Source organism: Fictibacillus sp. 26RED30, from assembly GCF_015903845.1.
GTDB lineage: Bacteria > Bacillota > Bacilli > Bacillales > Fictibacillaceae > Fictibacillus > Fictibacillus phosphorivorans.
This window is the reverse complement of record NZ_JACZDV010000001.1, coordinates 2,060,307-2,083,967: the sequence shown is the minus strand read 5'-3', so window position 1 is coordinate 2,083,967 and position 23,661 is coordinate 2,060,307. Positions and strand designations below refer to the sequence as shown.

Here is a 23,661-nt window from a genome sequence, read left to right as displayed (position 1 = left end):
GAACTGTCAATATGTAGACACCCCTTCCTCGTGAAGGGGTTTTTTGTGTTTTTGAAAGGAGAACGACAAACATGAGTAAAATTACAGCGACGTACTTAGTACATGATAAGAAAGAGAACTTACAAAAAAAAGCGGAAGGAATTGCACTAGGACTTACAGTAGGTTCTTGGACAGATCTTCCTCAACTTGAGCAAGAACAGCTAAAAAAACATAAAGGGATTGTGGAAGAGGTCATTGAACTTCCTGAAGATCCACGTGCTGATCAATTTTTAGGAAGTAAAAGAACTAAAGGCTTGCTTAAGATTTCCTATCCATCAGCGAACTTTTCAAATGATATTCCAGCAATTCTAACGACGGTTTTCGGTAAACTTTCGTTAGATGGTGAGATCAAGCTCGTAGATTTAGAGTTTGATAGAGAGCTAGAAAAACAATTTCCCGGTCCGAAGTTTGGAATAACAGGAATTCGAGATATCTTAGGCGTACATAACCGTCCACTTGTTATGAGTATTTTTAAAGGGGTACTCGGAAAAGATCTTTCATTCTTCAAGCAGCAATTATATGAGCAGGCCATAGGTGGGGTAGATCTTGTAAAAGATGATGAAATTCTTTTTGAGAATCCACTCACTCCTTTTGAAGAAAGAGTGAAAATCGCTAAAGAAGTATTAAAGTCTGTTCACGAGCGAACAGGCGAAAAGACGCTCTACGCAGTTAACTTAACAGGCAGAACGAGTGAACTTCAAGATAAAGCGAGGCGCGCAGCAGAATTAGGAGCAAACGCATTACTATTTAACGTTTTATCTTACGGACCAGATGTATTGCAAGAACTGGCCGAAGATAAAGAGATTCCACTACCGATCATGGCTCATCCTGCACTATCCGGAGCTATAGGGTCATCATCACTTTACGGAATTGGTTACTCAGTATTATTAGGCAAATTGCTTCGTTATGCAGGAGCAGATCTTGTGTTGTTCCCATCTCCATATGGAAGTGTAGCACTTGATCGTCAAGAAACATTAAGCATTGCGGATGCCTTAACAACAGATAGCATCTTATTAAACAAATCGTTTCCAGTCCCTTCAGCTGGTATCCATCCAGGACTAACTCCGGTTTTATACAATGACTTTGGTTTGGACAGTGTTATAAATGCAGGTGGAGGCATACATGGTCACCCAGATGGAGCTGCCGGTGGAGCACGTGCTTTCCGTCAGGCGATAGATGCCGTTGTTAAAGGAGAAGACTTTGAAAGTTTTGCTGAAAAACATGCAGAACTTCAAAAAGCATTAGAGCTTTGGGGTGGTGTTCCTGTAAAATGACAACTCAACACCGATCGGTAATCTTTTGTGATTTTGATGGGACAGTTACCGAAAAAGATAACATCGTCGCCATCATGGAAGAATTTTCACCTGAGGGATGGCAGCCGATCGTAAATGAAATCTTGAATGAAACGATCTCGATTCGAGAAGGTGTAGGAAAAATGTTTTCCAGAATTCCTTCGGATAAAAAGAAAGAGATTATTGAATTCGTTTTAACACGTTCTAAGATTAGAGATGGCTTTCAGGAATTTATTCAATTTACTCAAAGCGAGAGAATTCCGTTATACATCGTTAGTGGCGGCATTGATTTTTTTGTTCATCCTGTTTTAGAAAACAAGCTAGATTCACAATACGTATTTTGTAATGCCAGTGACTTTACCAGTGACACGATAAAAATCACTTGGCCGAATGCGTGTGATGATCAATGTGACAATGATTGTGGGTGTTGCAAACCGTCTGTTATCAGAAGACTTGAAGAGAAATATTCCCAAGCAGAAAAGATTGTGATCGGTGATTCAATTACTGATCTTCAAGCTTCTAAGATGGCTGATGTTGTTTTTGCAAGAGATTATCTGATTGAAAAATGCGAAGAAAACCAAATACCATATACTTCATTTGAAACGTTTCATGACATCATTCATGTCTTAGAGAAAAGAGGTGTGAAAAGTTGAGTAAACAACAGCGTTGGAATGAGCTTGCTGATGTAAAGGATGAGCTGGCTTCACGGAACTGGTTTCCTGGAACAAGTGGTAACGTATCGATTAAAGTAAGTGACTCACCGCTCAACTTTTATGTTTCTGCAAGTGGAAAAGATAAAACAAAGCGTACCTCTGAAGACTTTCTTTTAGTAGATCAGTATGGGGATCCGGTAGAAGAAACGCATTTAAAAGCTTCAGCAGAAACAGGCATTCATTGTGAAGTCTATCGATTAACGGATGCAGGCTGCTGTTTACACGTTCACACCGTGGATAATAATTTAATCTCTGAGTTATATGGTGATGTAGGGAAGATTACGTTTCAAGGTCAAGAACTGATAAAAGCTTTTGGAATATGGGAAGAAGAAGGAAGTATCACGGTTCCTATCGTTGAAAATTACGGTGACCTTTCGAAGCTGTCAGAAGCGGTAGGTGCTGTTATAAATACGGATACCAAAGCTGTCCTGATCCGCAATCATGGTATTACCGTATGGGGCAGAAATGCTTTTGAAGCGAAGAAACACCTAGAAGCTTTCGAGTTTCTGTTCTCTTACCATATCAAATTACAAACTTTAAACGTTTTAAATAAAAATCAATCATTTGGAGGCGTTAAAAATGGCACAACTACGATTTCATGATAACAACGAAAGAATTGAAAAACAAAGCGAGGTAGAATCGTACTTAAACTCACAGGAAGTTATTTACGAAAAGTGGGACATTGAAAAACTTCCATCACACCTTCGTGAAAATTTTTCGTTAAGTGATGAGGACAAAGAAGAAGTGATTCAAACCTTCCGCAGTGAGATCGATGATATTTCTGAGCGTAGAGGGTATGTAACAGAAGATGTTATCTCCCTTTCTGATGCGACACCAAACTTAGATGAGCTTTTGAAAAACTTCTTAGCAGAACATCATCACACAGATGATGAAGTACGATTTATCGTTTCTGGACATGGAATCTTTGCGATCGAAGGACCTAATGGAAGGTTCTTTGATGTAGAGCTTGAGCCGGGAGATCTAATCTCCGTTCCAGAAAATTTCCGTCACTATTTCACGCTGCAAGAAGATCGTAAAGTAGTAGCGGTCCGCATCTTCAAATCAAAAGAAGGCTGGGTACCGATCTACGATAAACAGCCACAAGAAGCAAAATAATAAACCTTTCACACCATTTTACTTGAATGAAATGGTGTGTTTTCTTTTGTAATGAGAGAGTAGTTGGCGGGTAAGAAGCTCGTCCGGCGGCAGACAAGCAGGCTGGACGAGCGCCATACAGAAAATACGAGCAAAGAAAAAGCATCGGACTTTAATATTAAGTAGTTCAGTTATTGTGGAAAAACTTTAAAAAACAAACTAAATAACATTTGAGTTTATTGCTCTGAGCTTTTTTAGAGAATTTTTTTCTTTAAAGCCCCCATAAGTAAATCTTCACTTATTTTTACCTTTTCGAAAATGTCTTTTATCAGCAGCACTTAGTATAAATAAGGTGGCAACACCCCATACAATCGCTTGTATTAGTATTGTCATCAATTCACCAAATGACATTAAAAGTAATATTATTGGACTAAATAAAGTTAAAGATAAGCCTATAAAAAATGCCAACTTTTCAGGTAATTCCTTTATTTTATTTAACATTTTTTCACCATCCCCCTTAAACAATCTTGCCCTTTTACGGAACAAGACTAATATCTCTCCAATTAAATTGCAACATAAATTACCTAATCCTTTTGTTATTTTTAGTACAACAAATAACAACTATAATCACACCCAAATAACGGAATGACAATAGTTGTTGTCATTCCGTTAATTCATATGAAATTTCACTTGTTAATTCGGCATTAAAAACATGAATAACCCTTACATATCAATAAAAAATCGAGTATAAAATCTTTGCGATTTCATACTCGATTTCCTATGCTAAATCTTTTGTTTCTCCACGTTATCTGAACTACGTACTTAATATCCGATGCTTTTTCAAATTCCTCATTATTTTAAAGCTCTTTTGATTTTCTTAGATTGATTAAACGATAGGTGTGCAGGGCGATAACCTTAAGAACCGCATATACTGGAACGGCTAGAATCAATCCAAGGAGACCACCTAGACTTCCTGCTACAAGCAAGATAGAAATAATTGTAAGCGGATGGATATCCAGCTTTTTACCCATAACTTGAGGAGAGATTACATTACCTTCGATCTGTTGAGCGATAACCATAACAATTAGTACTTTGATCACCATCGCCGGCGAGTCAACGACCGCTACGATCAGCGCAGGAACGACTCCAATAATCGGTCCAAGGAACGGAATAACATTTGTGAACATCGCGATAATGGCTAAGATCAGTGAATACTCGATTCCAATTACGAGATAACCGATATATAGCATGGTTCCAACACAAACACTGACGAGGATTTGACCTTGGATGTATGAACTAAGGGCGATGTCCATGTCTTTTAGAATTTTTGTTCCATTCGTACGCTGTCTTTCCGGAAGCGTTTGAAGTACCATCTGTGGAGCTTTTTCACCCTCTTTTAACATGTAATAAAGAATGAAAGGAACGGTAACAAAAATCATAATAATGTTTGTGATGATTCCAATAAAGTTTGCGATGTTCGTACCGATTGTTTGAACACTTGTAGATAAATAGGCAGTTACTTTATCAGAGATTTCTTTTACATCAAACTGGTCACTTTCTTGGAAACGGCTGACCCATTCATTTTGCTGTAAATCATTTAGCTTAGAACGAATAGCATCGATTAAAGCGGGTGTATTCTCGATTAAATTACTTACCTGTCTTTGTAATATCGGACCAATAGAATAGAACAGCAATACGAATAATCCGATAGCAAGCAAGTAGATGAGAAGGATGGATAACACCTTCGGCACATTTCGCTTATGCAAAAATTGAACGACAGGCCGGAACAGATAGTAAAGAACACCGCCAAGTAAAAACGGGAAGAATAGCGTTTGAACAAGAACGACGATCGGCCTGAAAATAAAATCAATCTTTGTTCCTACTAAAATAATTAGAAAAATGAGGAGAAATCCGTAACCGATACGAAAAAACTTCGACTGTGGCATTTAATGATCACCTTTATCTTCTGAAATATGTATTCATTATATACAACTTATAAGAACATACACAAATTTTAAAAAAACACCTGTACAAGGATAAAAGCATATGCTGAGTAATGGGCATAGATACTAGAAATGGAGTTTGTACAGAAAGGATGAAACCAATGTGCGGAATAACGGGTTGGGCAGATTGGAATCGTAACCTCACACATGAAAAGAATATATTAATTAAGATGGCCTCTCCATTATCAAAAAGAGGACCAGACGCACTTAATGTATGGAGTACCACACATGCAGGTTTTGGTCACGCAAGGTTAGCAGTTGTAGATATTGAAGGCGGCGTTCAGCCGATGACAAGAACGAAGAACAAATTGAATTATACACTTTGCTATAACGGAGAGCTGTACAACACAGAAGATCTCCGGAAAGAACTTTTACAAAGAGGGTACACGTTTGATGGGCATTCCGATACGGAAGTTTTACTTACTTCTTATATGGAGTGGGGAGAGAGTTGTATCGATCGGTTTAATGGAATATTTGCATTTGGAATTTGGGATGAAGAAAAGGAAAGCTTGTTTGTAGCTCGTGATCGATTAGGGGTAAAGCCATTTTTCTATACTGAAAAAGGCGGTATGCTGTTATTTGGATCTGAAATAAAGTCCATATTAGCTCATCCAGATGTCAAGGCTGAAATAGATCGTGAAGGACTACAAGAAGTCTTCGGTCTAGGACCATCTCGTACCCCAGGTAACGGAGTATATAAAGGGATAAAAGAACTTCGTCCGGCACATGCTGCGACGTATTCAAAAAACGGGCTGAAAATTTGGCGGTATTGGAACGTAGAAAGTAAACCACATCAAGACTCTTTAGAAGATACAGTTGAAAAAGTGAAATATCTCGTGAATGATGCAGTGACGCGACAACTGATTGCAGACGTACCAGTAAGTACTTTTCTTTCTGGCGGTCTCGATTCAAGTGCGATCACCGCAATCGCAGCGAAATATTTTAAAGAAGAAAACAAGGGTGACCTCCATACGTTCAGCATTGATTATGTAGATAATGATAAGTATTTTAAAGCGAGTGATTATCAGCCGAATTCAGATGCGTATTGGATCAATCAGATGGTTGAAGCTACAGGCTCTGTTCATCATAGCTGCGTGATTGATAACGAACTATTAATCAATCATTTGCGTGAAGCTGTCACAGTTCGGGATCTGCCAGGAATGGCTGATGTTGATTCTTCACTTTTATGGTTCTGCCGTCAGATTAAACCTCAGTCAACAGTTGCACTTTCAGGAGAATGCGCAGACGAAATCTTTGGTGGGTATCCATGGTTTCATAAAGAGAAACTCTTGAATCGTCCAATGTTTCCGTGGATGCGTTCAACAGAAGCGCGCCAAAATCTTTTACAAGACTCATGGGCTAGCAAGTTGAATCTAGCTTCATATGTTCAGCAACGATACGAAGAAACAGTGAATGAAACGCCTGTTTTAGAAGGAGAATCTAAAATAGAAGCGAGAAGACGTGAAATCTTCTATTTGAATATGATTTGGTTCATGACGACACTGTTGGATCGTAAAGACCGAATGAGTATGGGAGCTTCATTAGAAGTGAGGGTACCCTTTGCAGATCATAGAATTGTAGAATACGCATGGAACATTCCTTGGGACATGAAAATGCTGGATGGAAGAGAGAAGGGAATACTTAGAAAAGCACTTACTGGGGTACTTCCGAATGATGTACTGTATCGAAAAAAGAGCCCTTACCCGAAAACGTTCCATCCGGATTATACGAACGGCGTAAAAGATTGGTTAACAAGCATCGTCGCGAAAAAGAACTCACCATTGTTTGAAGTATTAAACCGAGCACGTGTTCAAGAAATTATTCAAACGAATGGTGAGACGTTTAAAGAGCCTTGGTTTGGTCAACTTATGACCGGCCCACAATTAATGGCTCATCTTGCGCAGATCGACAGCTGGCTGACCGACTATAATATTAATATCGTAGATTAAACGAAAAAACCGGAAACATTTCTGTTCTCCGGTTTTTTAATTTATGCAGTTGCTTCATGTTTGACGACTAATTGTTTTTGCCATTTTCTTTTTCGCCACCTCGACAGCATAAAGAGTCCCCGCAGCCATTCATCTGCAGTGAAGGCGAGCCAAATTCCTATTAAACCAAGATCGAAAGTAATCCCTAACAAGTATGCGAGTGGTACACTAACTCCCCACATAGAGATGACACCCATAATGACGGGAAACTTAACATCACCTGCAGCTCTCAAACTTGAAATGATAACAAGATTAAAAGAACGGCCAGGTTCGAGCAGGAGCGTTAAGTATAAAAGAATAGTACCCTCCTTAATAATCTCAGGATTATCTGTGAAAATAGATAGAAGTGGCTTTGCGAATAGTGAAGCTATACCTGCCATAAGAAAACTTATGATCATGGCATACGTCTGACTTTTGAGACACATCTTATAAGCAGAGTCGTACGATTTAGCACCGATTAAGTGACCAATTAATATCTGTGTACCTTGGCCGATCGCTACAGCGAAAAGGAAGATAAACATCATAATATTAAAGGTATATACCTTTGTAGTAAGTGCCGTTGTACCAAGCAGCGTGATGAAGAACGTAATCAGCATCTGAGATCCACTATAAGATAGATGCTCTCCAGCTGATGGCAATCCGATTTTTAATACACCCTTTATATGAATAGGAAATAATTTGAATGAGCTGGAAAAAGGTAATGGTATAGAAGAGCGCTTAAACAACAGATACAGAATTACAAGTAAACCTAAAAATCGGCTAACAGATGTTGAAATCGCTACACCTTCAACACCCAATACCGGAAAACCGAAAGCACCGAAGATAAATAAATAGTTTCCAAATACGTTCAAGATGTTCATCCCGATCGTGACATACATGGCATCTTTCGTAAAACCGTAGCTTCTAATGGCAGCTCCGATCGTCATGATGACCGATTGGATAAATGAAAATCCACCTACGATCATTAAATAGCTTGATGCTTCAGCCATTAACTCTGGTGGCGTATTCATCCATGTTAAAAATACATCGCCAAAGACAAGTAATGCAGCGCTTAAGAGTACCCCAAAAAGCAAGTTGCCTAAGATGGCAACTACTGCTACTTCAGCAGCTGTACGTTCAAGTTTAGCACCTATTGCCTGTGCAATAACTACACTCGCTCCTGTTGCAACAAATCCAAACATAACGATTACAATCGATAACAGTTGATTAGTGAGTCCGACAGCAGCCACTGAATGATCAGAATATTGACTGAGCATAAGAGTATCAGCGTTCCCCATCAACATATGAAGCATTATTTCTATAAATATTGGCCACGTTATGGCAAAAAGGGAAAGCTTAGCAGCTTTGTTGCCTTTCATGTAAATCCCTCTCCATCGTGTTTATATTGTATGGTTATAACATTTACCTATTGTATCAGGTATGAGTAGTTACTGAAATAAAATCCCCTCACTTTTAACAGTGAGGGGGAACATGTTTATTTTCTTCTATATATACTAAAGCCGTATCCAGGCAAAGATCCTGAGAATGATGATCCCAAAATATGTGTGTAGCCTTCAGGGATATCAATGGAAAGGTCAGCGCTTTCTTCACCCGCATTTAAAAGGATCCATACATTTTCCTCATTTGATGAACGCTCATATACTAATGTTTTCTCATTTACCTTGATAAACTTCATTTCGCCGTCATTGGCTAGAACTTTATGAACTTGACGAAGAGTTAGCAAAGATTGAATATGTTCAAACAGATCTAAATCTTGTTTGTTTTCATCCCATTCCATACATTTTCTGCAACCTGGATCATTACCACCTGTCATACCGATCTCGTCTCCATAATAGATACATGGAGTTCCTTTAAAGGTTAACATCAATAGAAACAATAACTTCATCTTATCCTTATTCTCATCACAGAACGTTAGAACACGTTTTGTATCATGTGAACCTAATAGGTTAAACGCAGCTTCGTTAACATTTTCAGGATACATATGAAGTACAGCCGTCATTTTTTCCGCAAACACTTTTGCATCAATCGTTTCTTTTGCTACAAAATCAAGAGCCGCATTTGTGAATGGATAGTTCATAACGGCGTCGAATTGATCTCCTTGTAGCCAGTTCATGGAATCATGCCAGATCTCACCTAAGATATATGCATCTGGTTTGACAGACTTAACAGCTGTTCTGAATTCTCTCCAAAATGAATGATCAACCTCATTGGCAACATCTAATCTCCATCCATCAATATCAAACTCTTCCACCCAATAGCGAGCGACCTTGAGTAAGTATTCGCGAACCTCTGGGTTTTCAGTGTTCAGTTTCGGCATCGCTTTTTCGAAAGCAAACGTATCATAATTAGGGCGTGGTTCAGTCTGGATTGGAAATTCTCTTAAATGGAACCAATTCTTATAAGATGAATTCTCTTGATTCTGAAGTACGTCCTGAAATGGTTTAAAATAGTATCCGCTGTGATTAAACACAGCATCGAGCATAACTTTAATTCCGTTTTCATGGCAAACTTTTACTAATTGCTTAAACGTTTCTTTATCACCGAATTGTGGATCGATCTCTAAATAATCAATCGTATCGTACTTGTGGTTAGACTTCGCTTTAAAGATCGGTGTGAAATAAATACCAGTCACACCTAGTTTAACGAGATGATCGATATGATCGATCACACCTTGAAAATCTCCTCCAAAAAAATTGTTGAACTTCGGCTCTTCACTAGCCCACGGAAGAGAACCTTCAGGATCGTTGCTCGTATCTCCATTCGCAAAACGTTCAGGGAATATTTGATACCAAACCGTATCTTTTACCCAAGAAGGGGCACGAAATACATCAATTCCATTTAAGAATGGAAAACAAAAATAATAAGCTGTGTCATCGAACGGAGCTTCATTATAGAAGCCTTTTTCAGTATATACCAACGTCTCATCACCATTCTTCAGTTCAAATCCATAGCGTAAACGGCGAAACGGGGGAGAGATAGCAATAAAATAGTAATCAAAATATTCATCTGTACCTGATAGAGTCATCAGTGACCGAGACGTCTGCCAGCCATCCTTCGTCCAGTCATAAGGATCACCGTGAATTAACGTTACAGAATCAACATCACCTTTTTTGGTACGAAGACGGATGTGGAGGGTAGTTTCGTCATAAGCATAAGCAAAATTGTTACCTGCTCTGTGGTAGATTGCTTCTTTTAACATAGTTTGATCTCCTCTCAGTTTCAGCAATAAAAAAGGGGCACAACCTATAAAAACTAGGTTGTACCCCTAAAGGAACGTACATTGCCTTCAACTTGTAATGGTGATAGTATAAACCGCTTTCAGCGATAAAATCAAGATAAATGAAAGCGAAACCAAAAATAATTAAAAAAGTATTGTAAAAATTCAAAGCATAGGTATAATGAAATTGAGCAGGTAATGCAATCGTTTTCATAAACGGCAAAAAACTTCATAAGAAGACAGAAAAACATTTTTTTTGCTAATCTGTGCAAACGTTTGTATGCTTTGATCTTTTAACAATAATGGGGGGTACAATTGATGAAAAAGTTATTAGCATTGCCTTTAACTTTTGCTCTAGCTGCAAGTGCGTTAGCTGCTTGCGGACCGCAAGAAGATAGTTCTTCTACAGGCGGTAAGAAAGAATCTGGCTCAGACAAGCCTGAAAAATTAGTTATGTGGGAAGACCAAGAAAAAGGTGCTGGAACAAAAGATGCTATTAAAAAGTTCGAAGAGAAATACGGCATCAAAGTTGAGCTAAAAGAAATTCCAATGCTAGACCAGCAAGAGAAGCTTCGTCTTGATGGACCAGCTAAAAAAGGACCGGATGTTATTACAACTCCGCATGACCGTATTGGACCATTAGCGATCGAAGGTCTGATCGCACCGATCGAAGTATCTGATGATGTAACAAAGCTTTACACTGAATCTTCAATTAACGCATTAACATATGATGGGAAACTTTACGGACTTCCTAAGTCAACAGAAACACCAGTATTTATCTACAATAAAAAACAGATGCCTGAAGCACCAGAATCTTTAGAAGATGTTCTTGCATTCTCTAAAGGTGATAAAGGTGGAGCGCAATACGGTTTCCTAGCAAACTGGACTGATTTCTACTTTGCAAATGGTGTGCTTTCTGGATATGGAAGCTATGTATTTAAAGACGACAACGGAACATTAGATCCTAAAGACCTTGGCCTTTCTAACAAAGGTGCAGTTGAAGGACTAGATTATATCACTAGCTGGTACAAAGATGGCTTGTTCCCAAAAGGAATCATCGGTGAAAAAGCAGGACAAACAATCGATGGTCTTTTCCAAGAAGGTAAAGTTGCTTCTGTAATGAACGGACCTTGGTCTTTCCAAGGCTATAAAGATGCTGGAATCGATATCGGTGTTGCACCAATGCCTAAACTTCCAAACGGTGAAGATGTTAAAACATTCATCGGAGTTAAAGGTTACAACGTAAGTCAGTTCTCTCCTAACCAAGAATGGGCTGCTAAACTGGTTGAGTTCATTACAAACGAAGAAAGCGCTAAGACTCGTTTTGAGAAAACAGCAGAAATTCCTCCAGTTGTATCTTTAATGGAGGACCCAATCATTGCAGACAACGAAGCAGCTAAAGCTGTAGCAGTTCAATCAGAACGTGGAGTTCCAATGCCTAACATTCCTGAAATGGCAGAAGTTTGGGCTCCAGCTGCAAATGCACTTCAATTATCTGCTACTGGCAAGTCTGAGCCAAAAGCTGCTCTAGAAAGCGCAGTTAAGACGATTGGACAAAACATTGAAGCGAACCATGGTAAATAATAATAAGCAATAAGTGGAAAGCGGTACCCAGACGTCGCGGGTACTGCTTTCTCTAACTATTGTGTGTGTTGGAAAGATTTCGCTTATGTATGGGTCCTAAAATCTTTCGAACTACACACAAAACAGTTAGTGGGGAAAAGAAAGGGGAAACCTGTAATGACACACCGTAAGACGGCAGCTTTGCTGTCCATCATTCCAGGAATGGGGCAATTCTATAACAAGCAATTTGTTAAAGGTTTCGCATTCTTGTTTTTAGCGATATGTTACTTTATTGCATTTCTTGATTTTCTGAATATCGGACTTTGGGGAATCGTAACACTAGGTACAGAAGTGCCTAGAGATCATTCCATCTTCTTACTTGTGAACGGCGTTATTTCCATACTAGTAGTAGGCATCGGTTTAGGGTTTTACTACTTTAATATCTATGATGCGTTCCAAAATGGGAAAAAACGTGATAACGGCTTGAAACTTAACTCACTAAAAGAGCAATATCATAATGTTGTAGACAAAGGATTTCCTTATCTAATGGTGGGACCTGGATTCTTACTGTTGATCTTCGTTGTCATTTTTCCGATCATCTTTATGTTGTTGTTAGCATTCACAAACTATAATCTATACAACTCTCCACCAGCGAAGCTTGTTGATTGGGTTGGGTTTAAGAACTTTATCGAAATCTTCTCACTAGACATTTGGCGTGAAACGTTTATCTCTGTATTTGCATGGACGATTATATGGACATTTACAGCTACTACACTTCAAGTTTCTGTTGGTATTTTCTTAGCAGTTGTATTGAACCAGAAAGAAATTAAGTTTAAAGGGATTATTCGTACACTTTTAATCTTACCTTGGGCAGTGCCAGCATTCGTTTCGATCTTAATTTTCTCTGGATTATTTAATGACACGTTTGGAGCAATCAACCAATCTATTTTAGCACCTCTTGGAATCGATTCCATACCTTGGATGACTGATCCTTTTTATACAAAGATCGCTTTGATCTTCATCCAATCTTGGCTTGGTTTCCCGTTCATCATGGCTATGACTACAGGAGTACTTCAGTCTATTCCTGGTGAACTTTATGAAGCTGCAACTGTAGATGGGGCATCAAATTGGGATAAATTCCGTAAGATCACACTGCCGATGGTCTTATTTACAACAGCACCAATATTAATCACACAATACACGTTTAACTTTAATAACTTTAACGTTATCTATCTATTCAACAACGGTGGACCTGCAGTAGCTGATCAAAATGCAGGAGGGACAGACATCTTGATCTCTTGGATCTACAACTTAACGATGACTTCAGCTCAATATAGTAAGGCAGCAGCTGTAACTGTATTATTATCGTTGATCATCGTGTCACTTGCATTGTGGCAGTTTAGAAAAACGAAATCATTTAAGGACGAAGGAATGATTTAATATGAGTATAAAAACAGCAAGAAGAATACGATTAACTCTGTCCTATCTAGTACTATTGTCAGCAATTGCGATTGTGGTCTACCCAATTCTTTGGGTAATTGGATCTTCATTCAATCCAGGTAACACTTTATCAAGTTCGACGATCATTCCAGAGAATGCAACTCTAGCTCACTATAAAGAGCTGTTCGCTGAAACGGATTATCTAATCTGGTATTGGAACACGCTAAAAATCTGTTTTATAACAATGGTACTTTCTGTAATCTTTATTGGCTTAACGGCTTATGCTTTCTCAAGATATAAGTTTGTTGGTCGTAAGAACGGATTGCTTCTTTTCCTAATTTTGCAGATGATTCCACAATTCGTAGCGATTCTTGCAATCTACATCCTAGCTTACCAAGTAGGATTGCTTGATACACACTTTGCCTTAATCCTTGTTTATGTCGGTGGATTGATTCCGATGAACACATACTTGGCAAAGAACTATTACGATACGATTCCAAAAGAACTAGACGAATCTGCGCGAATTGATGGCGCTGGTCACTTTCGTATCTTTTGGCAGATCATCCTGCCGCTTTCAAAGCCAATCTTAGCGGTAATCGCACTTTTCAGTTTCATCTCACCGTTCGCTGATTTTATCTTAGCGTCCATTCTGATCAGTTCAGATGAGAAGATGACACTTGCGGTTGGACTGTTTAACATGATTAAGAACGAATTCGGTAACAGTTTTACATTGTTTGCAGCGGGTTCTGTATTAGTAGCGATTCCGATTGGTCTATTATTCTTATCACTGCAGCGTTACTTTATCTCTGGCTTAACTGCTGGTGGTACTAAAGGTTAATCACAGCACCTTACTATAGGAGGAACGGCGATGGGCAAAAGAATGATATTCTTAGCTATGTCGTTTCTTCTTTTTTTATCTGTTCAAAATAAAGCGCTTGCAGAAAAAAAGGAAGAACGATCATGGAAAGACGAGACAATCTACTTTATTATGGTGGACCGGTTTAATAATGGAAACAAAGATAACGATTTTGATGTAGATCTTAATGACCCCACAGCTTACCATGGGGGAGACTTCAAAGGGATAATGGATAAGCTTGATTATCTTGATGATCTTGGGGTTACGGCGATATGGCTAACACCTGTGGTTAAGAACGAACCCGGTGGCTATCACGGTTATTGGACGGAGAATTTCTATGAAACGGAAGAACATTTTGGTTCAAAGGATGAGTTGAAGCAACTTGTTAAAAAAGCGCATGATCGTGATATAAAAATTATATTAGATCTAGTCGTAAATCATACAGGCTATAAACATCCTTGGTTAGATGAGGCGTCAAAAAAGGCTTGGTTTCACCCAGAGATGGAGATCGGGAACTGGGATAACCAACAAGAAGTTGAGAACGGCTGGCTTGCTGGCTTGCCCGATCTGAACACAGAGAACAATGAAACACGTAAGTATTTACTCGACATGGCTGAATATTGGATTAAAGAAACAGATATAGACGGCTACCGCTTAGATACTGTTAAACATGTGCCCAAAGACTTTTGGATAGATTTTTCTGAACGAGTGAAGAAAGCAAAGCCTGGCTTTTATTTAATTGGTGAAGTTTGGCACAATGATCCAAAATATATTGCTGAGTACAATAAAGCAGGAATTCAATCGTTTGTAGACTATCCTTTGTTTAATGAGATGGTTCGTATCTTTAGACAAAGTGGTCAATCACTTTCAGAGCTGAACGCTGTATGGGAGCGGAATAAATTCTATTATAAAGATCCGTATACGTTAGGAAACTTTATTGATAATCATGATAACATTCGATTTGTACGTGAAGTGCTGTTGAAGCAAGAAGATCCCGAAAAAAGGCTGAAGCTTGCTCTTACCTATCTTTACTCGGCACCTGGTATTCCTATCCTCTATCAAGGAACAGAGCATATGATGGACGGAGCCAAAGATCCGGACAACCGTCACATGATGGACTTTACTCAAAATAAGGAGTTTGAAACGTTCACTTCTAAATTAGGAAAACTTAGACAAAAACATCCTGCACTTAGACGGGGCGATTATTCAATGATTGTTGATAAAGATGGGAAAGCGGTCTTTAAACGAAAATTTCAAAATGAAACATTATTTATCGTGTTTAACAATGATAAGAAGAAGTCGGGTATTTCTTTTTCAGATAAAAGCCTTCATAATAAAAAGCTTGTGAGTCTTTTATCAAACGAAGAGATAAAGGTGCATGATACTTCTGTTGAAGTGAATATGGCTGGGGAAACGGCTGAGATATATGCTGTTCAAAAAGCAGATTCACAATGGAAGCTATATACGATTGTTGCTGTAGCAATTGTTGTAGTAATAGTGAGCTCTTTCTATCTGATCAGAAGAAGAAAACAACGCTAATAATAACCAGCTAGTAGCGGAATAAAACGATTTAAGCCTTATAGTCTAAAAGAAACCGTTCAATTTACAAAAATAGTGAAAAACATTAAAAGTGGAAAGGAATTATTATTTCTTTTTTCCTACGAATTCTATACAATTATTGATGGAATTAAGTAAGCGTATACACTAAGCCAAATAGTCTGAAAGGAGGACTATACCATGTCAGTTACTATAAAAGATGTAGCAAAATTAGCAGATGTTGCACCCTCAACCGTTTCAAGGGTAATCGCGAATAATCCTCGAATATCAGAAAAAACAAAACGAAAAGTAAAAGAAGCGATGGACTATCTTGGCTATCATCCAAACTTTAATGCGAGAAGTTTGGCAAACCGAAGCACACAGGCGATCGGACTTGTCATGCCTAGTTCTGCTGACAAAGCCTTCCAGAATCCGTTTTTTCCAGAAGTAATCAGAGGCATCAGTACCATTGCACATGAGCAAGAATACGCTCTATACATGTCGACTGGAAATACAGAAGATGAAATATTTGAAGGTGTTGTTCGAATGGTACAAGGACGTCGAGTGGATGGAATCGTTATGTTGTATTCACGTGTAGATGATCGGATCATGTGCTACTTACAAGAACAGAAATTTCCTTTCACGGTAATCGGAAAGCCGTTTAAGAACGCTGAAACTATCACACATATAGATAATGACAACTTCAAAGCTGCTCAAGAAATGACTGAATATCTCATATCACTTGGTCATGAACGAATCGGGTTTGTAGGTGGAAATTTAAATCTAGTCGTAACCATCGACCGGTTATTAGGCTATGAAAAAGCGATCCGAAATGCGGGTCTGCCTTATAAAGATGAGTACATCGTTCATGAGGAGTTCTTAAAAGAAGGCGGGCAGGAAGCAGTTAAAGAGCTCCTCGCGCTAAATGAGCCTCCGTCGGCACTTCTTGTTATTGATGACGTTATGTCCTTCGGTGTGCTGAGCACATTAAACGAGTTAGGAGTGAGCGTACCAGATGACATCTCATTACTAAGTTTCAACAACGTTATGCTATCTGAACTCTCATCCCCTTCACTAACATCAGTAGATATCAATATCTTTAAACTTGGTTATGAAGCGGCTAAGGGACTTCTAGAATGCATTCAATGTCCAGAAAAAGAAGCAAAACGAGTAGTCGTACCTTTTCAATTGATCGAAAGGCAGACGTGCAGTAAAGTTAGCGAAAAGTAATGATCTGCCTATGGAACGAGCTGTCAGGTGGAGACTCCTTATGGTGTTTAGGGGCTGGAGGCTCATCGCATCCCCTTGGAAAGCGTGTTACATTGAGCGGAACGATAGCAACAAAGTATACAAAAAAAGCCTCAAGAAGATGTGTTGAAATCTTCTTAGAGGCTTTTTTCTTTAAGAGCATTAATAACAGGTAGGATAGGCTGTTTACTTTTACAAGAATAAAAATTTTTAAACGGGTCACCTACATCGTTTATACGATCGATGATGGTGGTAAGGGGAAATTGCTCAGGCTTTAATGCAGCGTTCACTTCTTCCCAGTATAAAGGAGTGGCAACTAAAGCATCATCATTTCCTCTTACAGAATAGGGAGCAATGATTGTTTTGCCTTCTGCGTGTTGAATATAATCAATGTAACAACGGTTGCCTCTGTTCTTTTTTAAACGTTCAATTGTAAACCATTTCGGCTCTCGTTCGATTAAATAATGGGCTAGAAACGCTGTGAATAGTCGTGAGTCTTCGAAGGTAACGGCTTGTTCAGGTAACGGAATGTATATCTGCATGCCTTTATTACCGCTTGTTTTGATAAATGTAGTGAGATGTAACTTGTCACACACTTCTTTTATCAATAGCGCAGCTTCGACAGAAAGATGAAATTCCTTTCGAGATGGAGGATCTAAGTCCATCACGATCTCAGATGGATGACTATTCTTAACTGTTCGGTATGGAATATGAAACTCAAAGGCAAGCTGGTTTCCAAGCCAAAGTAGTGTAGGTAAGTTATTACAAACAATATAATTAATATCTTCTTCTATACTCGTATGTACATAGTGTGGAGCATAATCAGGACAATTCTTTTGATAAAAGCGCTCCTCACCAACTCCATGAGGATATCTGATTACCGTTAAAGCCCGGTTTGTTAAAAAAGGCAGCATATAAGGTGCAATTTGGGTTAAATAGTTAATATATTCGACTTTTACAATTTCAAGATCTGGCCAAAGTGGTTTGTTAGGGCTTGTTAATGTTACGATCTCGTTGTTTACGTTGAGATCTACTTGTTCTTTTGTAGACTTTCCCATGTACAATCCTCCCAATTTGTATCAAAACGGAATGAAACAAACCTTGGCTGTCTCAATTGATTTTTATATAGTTCTAAATAAGAAAGTTCTACGCAGATTGACGGCTCTATTAAAATAAGAGATCCGTTCCTGCTGGCAATATTTTTCTTTATAATTTGTATCAAAGCTTCCTTCTCTTGAGGGGAAATGCCATGAGAGAATAACCCCACGAATTGAACAGAACGATCTTTAATAACGCCAACATGAAAAAACCCGTTCTCTGAATCGTAACCTAATAAAATAAAAGGATGGAATTTAAGATTTTTAACTTTGATCCATTCGTTCGTTCGGATGCCAGAAGACCATTTACTATAAAGCTTCTTCGCCACAATTCCTTCGCTATTACTTCCTTTCACATCCTCCATGATTTTAGATTTTTCAGAAGTGAAATTGATAAAATTAAGACGGCGATCGGGTGATATTTTAATGTTAGGAATACCTGTAGTACCTGTAGTCTGAAGCAGTTTTCGCAATTTTTCTTTGCGATCCAAAAAGGGTAGTGTATTCATATATTCATTCTCTATGGCAAGCAGATCAAACGCGCAAAAAGAAGAAGGATATTGTTTAGAAGCTATCACAATTTTATCGAGCTGTTTTAGTCGGCCTCTTTTTTGAATCTGTTCAAAGTTTGCTTTATTTTCATTTTCTAGAATACATAGTTCTCCATCTAAAAGTATGGGGAACAAGTCTTTGACTTTATTCTCGATCGTTTTAAGGTGATCTACAACCTCAGGGAAAATGGTATGCAGAGGATGACCATTTCTAGATGTCATGATAACATTCGCGTGATCCCAATAAAGTAAACATCTAAAACCGTCGTATTTCACTTCATATACCCAATGACTCTCTTCCGGCAATTCGTTTGAAAGAGAAGGGAGCATGGGCTTTAAAAAGTGTTGAATCATGAACTAGCTTTCTTCTTTGCAGATGTTTTTTTCTTCTTAGGTTTTGGTTCATCCGCACTTTTACTGTTTTTAGACGAGGTATCCTTTGTTTTCTTATTGTTATCAGTCGATTCTTTTCCTTTACTCTCATTGATAGAGGCCTGAAGTGCTTCCATAAGATCCACGACATTTGTTTTTGGCTTTTCTTTAGCAACTTTCACTTCATCACCAGAAATCTTGCTGTTGATCAATTCGAGAACCGCTTCACGATATTCGTCTTCATACTTTTCAGGCTCAAACGGAGCTGTTAATTGTTCGATAAGCTGTTTAGCCATCTCAACTTCTTTTTCATTTAATGACACTTCATCTGTTAAACCAGGAACATGGTCAACATTTCTTACTTCGTCCGGGTAGAAGATAGTTTCTAGAACTAAACCGTTCTTGTACACTCGAACAGCTGCAAGATGTTCCTTTGATCGAAGTGTAAATTTAGCAAGTCCGATCTTTCCGGTATCTTCCATAGCTTTTTTCAAGAGTGCGAAAGATTTTGTCCCATTCTCGCCAGGTCCAACGAAATAAGAACGATTATAAAAGATAGGATCAATCTCTTCTAATTTAATAAAATCAATGATCTCGATCGATTTATCAGATACACCTGCTAATTCATCAAGTTCTTCTTTCTCAACAACTACGAATTTACCCGGTTCATACTCATAACCTTTAACGATTTCTTTTGAATCCACAGTCTCTTCACATACAGGGCAGATTTTTTCATACTGAACAGGACTATGGCACTTTTCATGTAAATATCTCATCTTAATATCTTTATTCTCAGTTGCAGCAAACAGCTTGATCGGTATATTCACAAGACCAAAGCTAATCGCACCTTTCCACATCGTGTGCATCATGACCATCCTTCCAAACTCATTTACAAATAGTTTCTCCAGACGTATCAACATCATGTATATTTTTCCATAGTTTATACAGATTTCGACAATGCATTGTAGAAACATGCAATATCATTCATAATGAGAATAGAGATTTTCAATAGGCTCTTTTCTAATGATTGTTGCTTTTGATTTCGAATAATTACACATCATTGACAAGTTGTTTATAGTAAAAGGTTCGAGACTCTTATGGAACGAGCGGGCAGGTGGAGACTACATGCACGCCCCATGGAAGGCGAGCAACCTAAGAGCGGAAATCAACAACTATCGAAAGCAACAATGAAAACGAAAACAGCCGCTTTCAATAAAAGGGTGATAACATTGGATAGCAGTACAAACATACAAACAAATACAGAACTTGCTCAATTCTTGAAGATGCAAAAAACAAGCATTGTTGAAAAATGGCTGGAGAACGTACTGTTGCCTCAAAATGACCCTTTCTTTGAAGAAGTGAAAAAGAACGGCCATCAAACGATCATAGAATTAATTAATTATTTAGAAACAGGGTCACTCGAAAGGCTAAAGGCTTTAACAAGCAAGATTGCCAAAGAAAGAATCGAAGCCAAAGCGAACGTAGGCGATTTCGTTCACAACATCAACGTTGGACGAAGCATCGTTTATGAACTTTTAATGTGTTCACTTTTAAATGATCAATTAAAAGGTGATGGGGTATTAAAGATGCAGCGGTATTTTGATCAGCTCGTCTTTTTGAGTGTAAAAGAATACACAGCACTTAAGGATTCAATTATTGATCGGAAAAATCAGTTCATTCAAGAGATGCATCACGATCGATTAACGATGCTTGGGCAGATCGCCGCCAGCTTTGCTCATGAATTCAGAAATCCGCTGACTTCAGTTAAAGGATTTATCTACCTTCTACAAAAGGAATTAAATAAAACAGACCAATCAGAGTATTACTTTGAAATTATTCAAAATGAGATGCAGAGTCTTGAAGAAAAGATAACGCAATTTTTATATTTATCAAAGATGAGAGGCTTAGAAGATAAGCTTGAAAAAGTCTCTTTATCATCCCTCTTGAAAGAAATGCTTAATTTTATGTATCCGCGTTTTACTGAAGCGAATATCGTAACCATCTCACAAGTCGAAAATTCCGTATATACCGAAGGAGACAGTTCACAGATCAAACAAGTGTTATTAAATATTCTAGTGAATGCAGTCGAAGAATTGAGCGGTTGGAACGGTGAGAGAAAGATTAAAGTATCACTAAGGAAAAACGAAGAAAACATGGCAGAATTATCAATCTGCAATAATGGTAACCCGATTCCTGATTATTTACTCGAGAACGTGTTTGAACCTTTTGTTACGACAAAGTCACTTGGAACAGGGCTTGGGCTTTCTGTGTGTAAACAGATCGTTGAAAAGCATAATGGTACGATTGAAGTATCTTCAACGAAAGACGATACTTGTTTTACGATTAAATTTCCAATCATCTAAACGGTGATGATAAATGTTAAATAATGAAAAAAAAAGCTCCCTTTCAAAAGGGGGCTTTTCCTGTCTTTAAAGATGATCAGGTTTTTTAGAATAAGGTTGTTTTCCGTTTTGTTTACTTTGGAGCTCTGCTTCATTTTTCATTTGGTTCATAGCCTGATTATCTGCTGGTCGTTTATTATTGTCTTTCGTATTACGGTGTGTCATAAATATCCCTCCTGATTCTAACATCTGTCAGAAGGGGTTCCATTATTCATCATGTTTTAAGATACATTTTTAGGTGTATTTAAGAAGAATAAAGCAATTGTTCCTGGCCCTGCATGAGCGCCTATCGCACAGCCGATCATTGTAACTAAAATATTTTTGTTTCCTGTTTCTTCAATAATTAAATCTTTTAATGCTTTCGCCGTTTCAGTATCATCTGCATGACTGATACCGATCGTTATGTCATCAAGAGAAGAAGCTCTTTCCTTCATGATTTCTACCATGCGTCCTAAAACTTTTTTCTTTCCACGTAGTTTTTCGAGTGGAAACAATTTTCCGTCTTCCATATGAAGAACAGGTTTTATTTTTAAGAGTGTTCCCATGACTGCCGCCGTTTTACTCACTCTGCCGCCACGCAATAAATATTCAAGGTCATCTACGGTAAAAATATGTTCTAGATGGTTTTGGTAATGTTGAAGGGTTTGAAGGATTTCATCAAAAGATTTTCCTTCCTTCGCTTCTTTAGCAGCTTCATGCACCATTAATCCATATCCTAATGATGCAGATTGGCTATCAAAGACTTCAATCTGAGCGTTTGGAAATTCTTCAAGTACTTCATTTTTCATAAGAACAGCTGTCTGATAGGTTCCGCTGATTCCTGAGGACAAAGTAATATAAATGGCAGGTTGGCCATTCCTTGCAAATGAAGTTAAAGTTTCTTTAATAATAGATGGAGGGACTTGAGCCGTTTTAGGAACAGCGCCTTCCTTCATATATGTATATAACTGTTTTGGTTCGATATTAGATCGATCTAAATACTCTTCATCATTTACTTGAACGATTAAAGGAAGCATAATAATCTCGTATTCATCCAAAAGCTGTTTAGGTAGATCAGATCCTGTATCGGTTATTATCGTAGTCATTATAGTTCACCTGCTTGGCTTTTTTCTATAGTTTAACTTGTGTTGGAATGAAAAGGCAATGATCATGTTTGAAAAATAGCTCTTATGACTATTGACTCGGGGTATCTTTATCTGTTAAAAATAAATCTTGGATTAATGAAAAAAGGAGGGACTCTCACTTATGACAGAACGTTTTCGCTTAAGCGACTTAGGTATAACTGAACTAAAAAAGATCTTTTTTATCATTGTAGGAGCCCTGCTTAATGCCGTATCTCTTAACATGTTCTTAATACCGGCAAAAGTTTATGCTAGTGGATTTACTGGGGTTTCCCAGTTGATTTCATCCTTACTCGTTAACACTGCTTTCCCGATCAGCACTGGTATTTTGTACTTATTGTTTAATATTCCTGTTACGATTTTAGGCTGGCTGAAAGTAGGAAAGTCTTTTACGGTATATAGCTTCTTGAGCGTTATCATGATCACGGCATTTCTAGAGATCATACCCATAACCGTTGTTTCTTCTGATATTTTGCTGAATGCTGTGTTCGGCGGAGTTATAGCAGCTTTAGGTGTAGGCGTTACCTTAAAGTATGGAGCTTCAACAGGTGGACTTGATATCATCGCTATGATCTTATCGAGAATGAAGAACAAACCGATCGGTGGTTATTTCTTTATCCTAAACGGCTTGATCATCCTCGCTGCAGGTTTCCTATTTGGATGGGAGAAGGCGTTATATACGCTTGTAGCTCTCTATGTATCATCACGTGTTATTGACGCGGTACATACGCGTCACGAAAAGCTTACGGCAATGATTGTTACTAAGAAGGGGAATGAGATCCAAGAAGCGATCCACGGTAAGATGGTTCGAGGAATAACGATCGTACCTGCAAAAGGAGCTTTCTCTAAGCAAGATAAAGAGATGCTTATCATCGTTATCACACGATATGAACTATATGATTTAGAACAGGTTCTTAAAGAAGTTGATCCGAAAGCCTTCACAAATATCGTGCACACAACGGGCATCTACGGCTTCTTCAGAAACGACTGAGGGGGGTCTGACCCCACACAATTACAAAACTTTACTTTTGTACACACGGTATGGACAAGGTCCATACCGTGTGTTTTTTGCGAATGTTTTCAATAAAATCACCATATAAAGGTAAGAATGAAAGTGAGGTGATTTGT

Annotated in this window: 21 protein-coding genes; 12 read left to right on the top strand and 9 right to left on the bottom strand. The window is 38.2% G+C overall.

What is annotated here, in order from left to right; genetic code table 11:
- Positions 1-71: 71 nt before the first annotated feature.
- From IHV11_RS10675 to IHV11_RS10660, 4 genes are read left to right on the top strand one after another with little or no spacing between them, the layout of a single operon-like run.
- Complete coding sequence (locus IHV11_RS10675; protein WP_197194584.1) at positions 72-1,313, top strand: 2,3-diketo-5-methylthiopentyl-1-phosphate enolase; 1,242 nt, start codon at positions 72-74, stop codon at positions 1,311-1,313.
- Entirely contained in the window at positions 1,310-1,984 is a 675-nt protein-coding gene (locus IHV11_RS10670) for a 2-hydroxy-3-keto-5-methylthiopentenyl-1-phosphate phosphatase (protein WP_197194583.1), read from the top strand. The genes IHV11_RS10675 and IHV11_RS10670 overlap by 4 nt, the downstream gene beginning before the upstream one ends.
- A complete protein-coding gene (locus tag IHV11_RS10665; RefSeq protein ID WP_197194582.1) occupies positions 1,981-2,646 on the top strand; it encodes a methylthioribulose 1-phosphate dehydratase in 666 nt (221 codons plus the stop codon). The genes IHV11_RS10670 and IHV11_RS10665 overlap by 4 nt, the downstream gene beginning before the upstream one ends.
- Complete coding sequence (locus tag IHV11_RS10660; RefSeq protein WP_197191292.1) at positions 2,624-3,160, top strand: 1,2-dihydroxy-3-keto-5-methylthiopentene dioxygenase; 537 nt, start codon at positions 2,624-2,626, stop codon at positions 3,158-3,160. Before IHV11_RS10665 ends, IHV11_RS10660 begins: the two co-directional genes overlap by 23 nt.
- A 273-nt stretch (positions 3,161-3,433) precedes the next feature.
- Here the strand turns inward: IHV11_RS10660 and IHV11_RS10655 are convergent, their stop codons facing one another.
- Together IHV11_RS10655 and IHV11_RS10650 are read right to left on the bottom strand one after the other, a co-directional pair.
- Positions 3,434-3,760 carry a hypothetical protein gene (locus IHV11_RS10655; protein ID WP_197194581.1) on the bottom strand — a complete coding sequence of 109 codons (327 nt, stop codon included), beginning with the start codon at positions 3,758-3,760 and terminating at the stop codon, positions 3,434-3,436.
- Positions 3,761-3,996: 236 nt separating this feature from the next.
- Positions 3,997-5,085, bottom strand: coding sequence for an AI-2E family transporter (locus IHV11_RS10650; protein WP_197194580.1), 1,089 nt, complete (start codon positions 5,083-5,085; stop codon positions 3,997-3,999).
- A gap of 158 nt (positions 5,086-5,243) precedes the next feature.
- Here IHV11_RS10650 and asnB point away from each other — a divergent pair, with 158 nt between their 5' ends.
- Entirely contained in the window at positions 5,244-7,091 is a 1,848-nt protein-coding gene (gene asnB / locus IHV11_RS10645) for an asparagine synthase (glutamine-hydrolyzing) (protein WP_197194579.1), read from the top strand.
- 41 nt (positions 7,092-7,132) lie between these two features.
- Here the strand turns inward: asnB and IHV11_RS10640 are convergent, their stop codons facing one another.
- Positions 7,133-8,488: an MATE family efflux transporter gene (locus tag IHV11_RS10640; RefSeq protein ID WP_197194578.1), complete on the bottom strand. Its 1,356-nt coding sequence runs from the start codon at positions 8,486-8,488 to the stop codon at positions 7,133-7,135.
- Between the two features lie 116 nt (positions 8,489-8,604).
- Positions 8,605-10,329 (bottom strand): glycoside hydrolase family 13 protein, encoded by a 1,725-nt coding sequence (locus tag IHV11_RS10635; RefSeq protein ID WP_197194577.1) that lies wholly within the window; start codon positions 10,327-10,329, stop codon positions 8,605-8,607.
- Between the two features lie 336 nt (positions 10,330-10,665).
- Here IHV11_RS10635 and IHV11_RS10630 point away from each other — a divergent pair, with 336 nt between their 5' ends.
- The 5 genes from IHV11_RS10630 to IHV11_RS10610 all read left to right on the top strand — a co-directional run bounded on the left by IHV11_RS10630 (position 10,666) and on the right by IHV11_RS10610 (position 16,972).
- Complete coding sequence (locus IHV11_RS10630; protein WP_197194576.1) at positions 10,666-11,931, top strand: extracellular solute-binding protein; 1,266 nt, start codon at positions 10,666-10,668, stop codon at positions 11,929-11,931.
- A 156-nt stretch (positions 11,932-12,087) separates the two neighbouring features.
- On the top strand, positions 12,088-13,350 hold the full coding sequence (locus tag IHV11_RS10625) for a carbohydrate ABC transporter permease (protein ID WP_197194575.1): 1,263 nt from the start codon (positions 12,088-12,090) through the stop codon (positions 13,348-13,350).
- A 1-nt stretch (position 13,351) separates the two neighbouring features.
- A complete protein-coding gene (locus IHV11_RS10620) occupies positions 13,352-14,188 on the top strand; it encodes a sugar ABC transporter permease (RefSeq protein WP_197127498.1) in 837 nt (278 codons plus the stop codon).
- A gap of 30 nt (positions 14,189-14,218) precedes the next feature.
- Positions 14,219-15,745 (top strand): alpha-amylase family glycosyl hydrolase, encoded by a 1,527-nt coding sequence (locus tag IHV11_RS10615; RefSeq protein WP_197194574.1) that lies wholly within the window; start codon positions 14,219-14,221, stop codon positions 15,743-15,745.
- 198 nt (positions 15,746-15,943) lie between these two features.
- On the top strand, positions 15,944-16,972 hold the full coding sequence (locus IHV11_RS10610) for a LacI family DNA-binding transcriptional regulator (protein WP_197127500.1): 1,029 nt from the start codon (positions 15,944-15,946) through the stop codon (positions 16,970-16,972).
- A 155-nt stretch (positions 16,973-17,127) separates the two neighbouring features.
- Here IHV11_RS10610 and ligD read toward each other — a convergent pair whose 3' ends face one another.
- Genes ligD through IHV11_RS10600 form a run of 3 tightly spaced genes read right to left on the bottom strand, consistent with a single transcriptional unit; the run spans position 17,128 to position 19,876 of the window.
- The gene (ligD, locus tag IHV11_RS21210; protein ID WP_231620227.1) at positions 17,128-18,048 is read right to left on the bottom strand and encodes a non-homologous end-joining DNA ligase; all 921 of its coding nucleotides are present in this window, start codon (positions 18,046-18,048) and stop codon (positions 17,128-17,130) included.
- The gene (locus tag IHV11_RS21205) at positions 18,021-18,992 is read right to left on the bottom strand and encodes an RNA ligase family protein (RefSeq protein ID WP_231620226.1); all 972 of its coding nucleotides are present in this window, start codon (positions 18,990-18,992) and stop codon (positions 18,021-18,023) included. Before IHV11_RS21205 ends, ligD begins: the two co-directional genes overlap by 28 nt.
- Positions 18,989-19,876: a Ku protein gene (locus tag IHV11_RS10600; RefSeq protein ID WP_197194981.1), complete on the bottom strand. Its 888-nt coding sequence runs from the start codon at positions 19,874-19,876 to the stop codon at positions 18,989-18,991. Before IHV11_RS10600 ends, IHV11_RS21205 begins: the two co-directional genes overlap by 4 nt.
- 363 nt (positions 19,877-20,239) lie before the next feature.
- Here IHV11_RS10600 and IHV11_RS10595 point away from each other — a divergent pair, with 363 nt between their 5' ends.
- On the top strand, positions 20,240-21,373 hold the full coding sequence (locus IHV11_RS10595) for a histidine kinase N-terminal domain-containing protein (RefSeq protein ID WP_197194573.1): 1,134 nt from the start codon (positions 20,240-20,242) through the stop codon (positions 21,371-21,373).
- Between the two features lie 66 nt (positions 21,374-21,439).
- Here the strand turns inward: IHV11_RS10595 and IHV11_RS10590 are convergent, their stop codons facing one another.
- Both IHV11_RS10590 and IHV11_RS10585 read right to left on the bottom strand, forming a co-directional pair.
- Positions 21,440-21,577, bottom strand: coding sequence for a DUF3941 domain-containing protein (locus tag IHV11_RS10590; protein WP_197194572.1), 138 nt, complete (start codon positions 21,575-21,577; stop codon positions 21,440-21,442).
- Positions 21,578-21,633: 56 nt separating this feature from the next.
- A complete protein-coding gene (locus IHV11_RS10585) occupies positions 21,634-22,497 on the bottom strand; it encodes a DegV family protein (protein ID WP_231619416.1) in 864 nt (287 codons plus the stop codon).
- Between the two features lie 160 nt (positions 22,498-22,657).
- Between IHV11_RS10585 and IHV11_RS10580 the strand changes: the two genes are divergently transcribed.
- Positions 22,658-23,524, top strand: coding sequence for a YitT family protein (locus tag IHV11_RS10580; RefSeq protein WP_197194571.1), 867 nt, complete (start codon positions 22,658-22,660; stop codon positions 23,522-23,524).
- The last annotated feature ends 137 nt before the right edge of the window (positions 23,525-23,661 follow it).

Bases quoted from the DNA above. Each gene is read 5' to 3' on its own strand.
- IHV11_RS10585 (WP_231619416.1), bottom strand. From the start codon at position 22,497: ATGACTACGATAATAACCGATACAGGATCTGATCTACCTAAACAGCTT.
- IHV11_RS10640 (WP_197194578.1), bottom strand. From the start codon at position 8,488: ATGAAAGGCAACAAAGCTGCTAAGCTTTCCCTTTTTGCCATAACGTGG.
- IHV11_RS10625 (WP_197194575.1), top strand. From the start codon at position 12,088: ATGACACACCGTAAGACGGCAGCTTTGCTGTCCATCATTCCAGGAATG.
- ligD (WP_231620227.1), bottom strand. From the start codon at position 18,048: ATGGGAAAGTCTACAAAAGAACAAGTAGATCTCAACGTAAACAACGAG.
- IHV11_RS10635 (WP_197194577.1), bottom strand. From the start codon at position 10,329: ATGTTAAAAGAAGCAATCTACCACAGAGCAGGTAACAATTTTGCTTAT.
- IHV11_RS10675 (WP_197194584.1), top strand. From the start codon at position 72: ATGAGTAAAATTACAGCGACGTACTTAGTACATGATAAGAAAGAGAAC.
- asnB (WP_197194579.1), top strand. From the start codon at position 5,244: ATGTGCGGAATAACGGGTTGGGCAGATTGGAATCGTAACCTCACACAT.
- IHV11_RS10650 (WP_197194580.1), bottom strand. From the start codon at position 5,085: ATGCCACAGTCGAAGTTTTTTCGTATCGGTTACGGATTTCTCCTCATT.
- IHV11_RS10630 (WP_197194576.1), top strand. From the start codon at position 10,666: ATGAAAAAGTTATTAGCATTGCCTTTAACTTTTGCTCTAGCTGCAAGT.
- IHV11_RS10580 (WP_197194571.1), top strand. From the start codon at position 22,658: ATGACAGAACGTTTTCGCTTAAGCGACTTAGGTATAACTGAACTAAAA.
- IHV11_RS10610 (WP_197127500.1), top strand. From the start codon at position 15,944: ATGTCAGTTACTATAAAAGATGTAGCAAAATTAGCAGATGTTGCACCC.
- IHV11_RS10600 (WP_197194981.1), bottom strand. From the start codon at position 19,876: ATGCACACGATGTGGAAAGGTGCGATTAGCTTTGGTCTTGTGAATATA.
- IHV11_RS10620 (WP_197127498.1), top strand. From the start codon at position 13,352: ATGAGTATAAAAACAGCAAGAAGAATACGATTAACTCTGTCCTATCTA.
- IHV11_RS10590 (WP_197194572.1), bottom strand. From the start codon at position 21,577: ATGACACACCGTAATACGAAAGACAATAATAAACGACCAGCAGATAAT.
- IHV11_RS10660 (WP_197191292.1), top strand. From the start codon at position 2,624: ATGGCACAACTACGATTTCATGATAACAACGAAAGAATTGAAAAACAA.
- IHV11_RS10615 (WP_197194574.1), top strand. From the start codon at position 14,219: ATGGGCAAAAGAATGATATTCTTAGCTATGTCGTTTCTTCTTTTTTTA.
- IHV11_RS10670 (WP_197194583.1), top strand. From the start codon at position 1,310: ATGACAACTCAACACCGATCGGTAATCTTTTGTGATTTTGATGGGACA.
- IHV11_RS21205 (WP_231620226.1), bottom strand. From the start codon at position 18,992: ATGATTCAACACTTTTTAAAGCCCATGCTCCCTTCTCTTTCAAACGAA.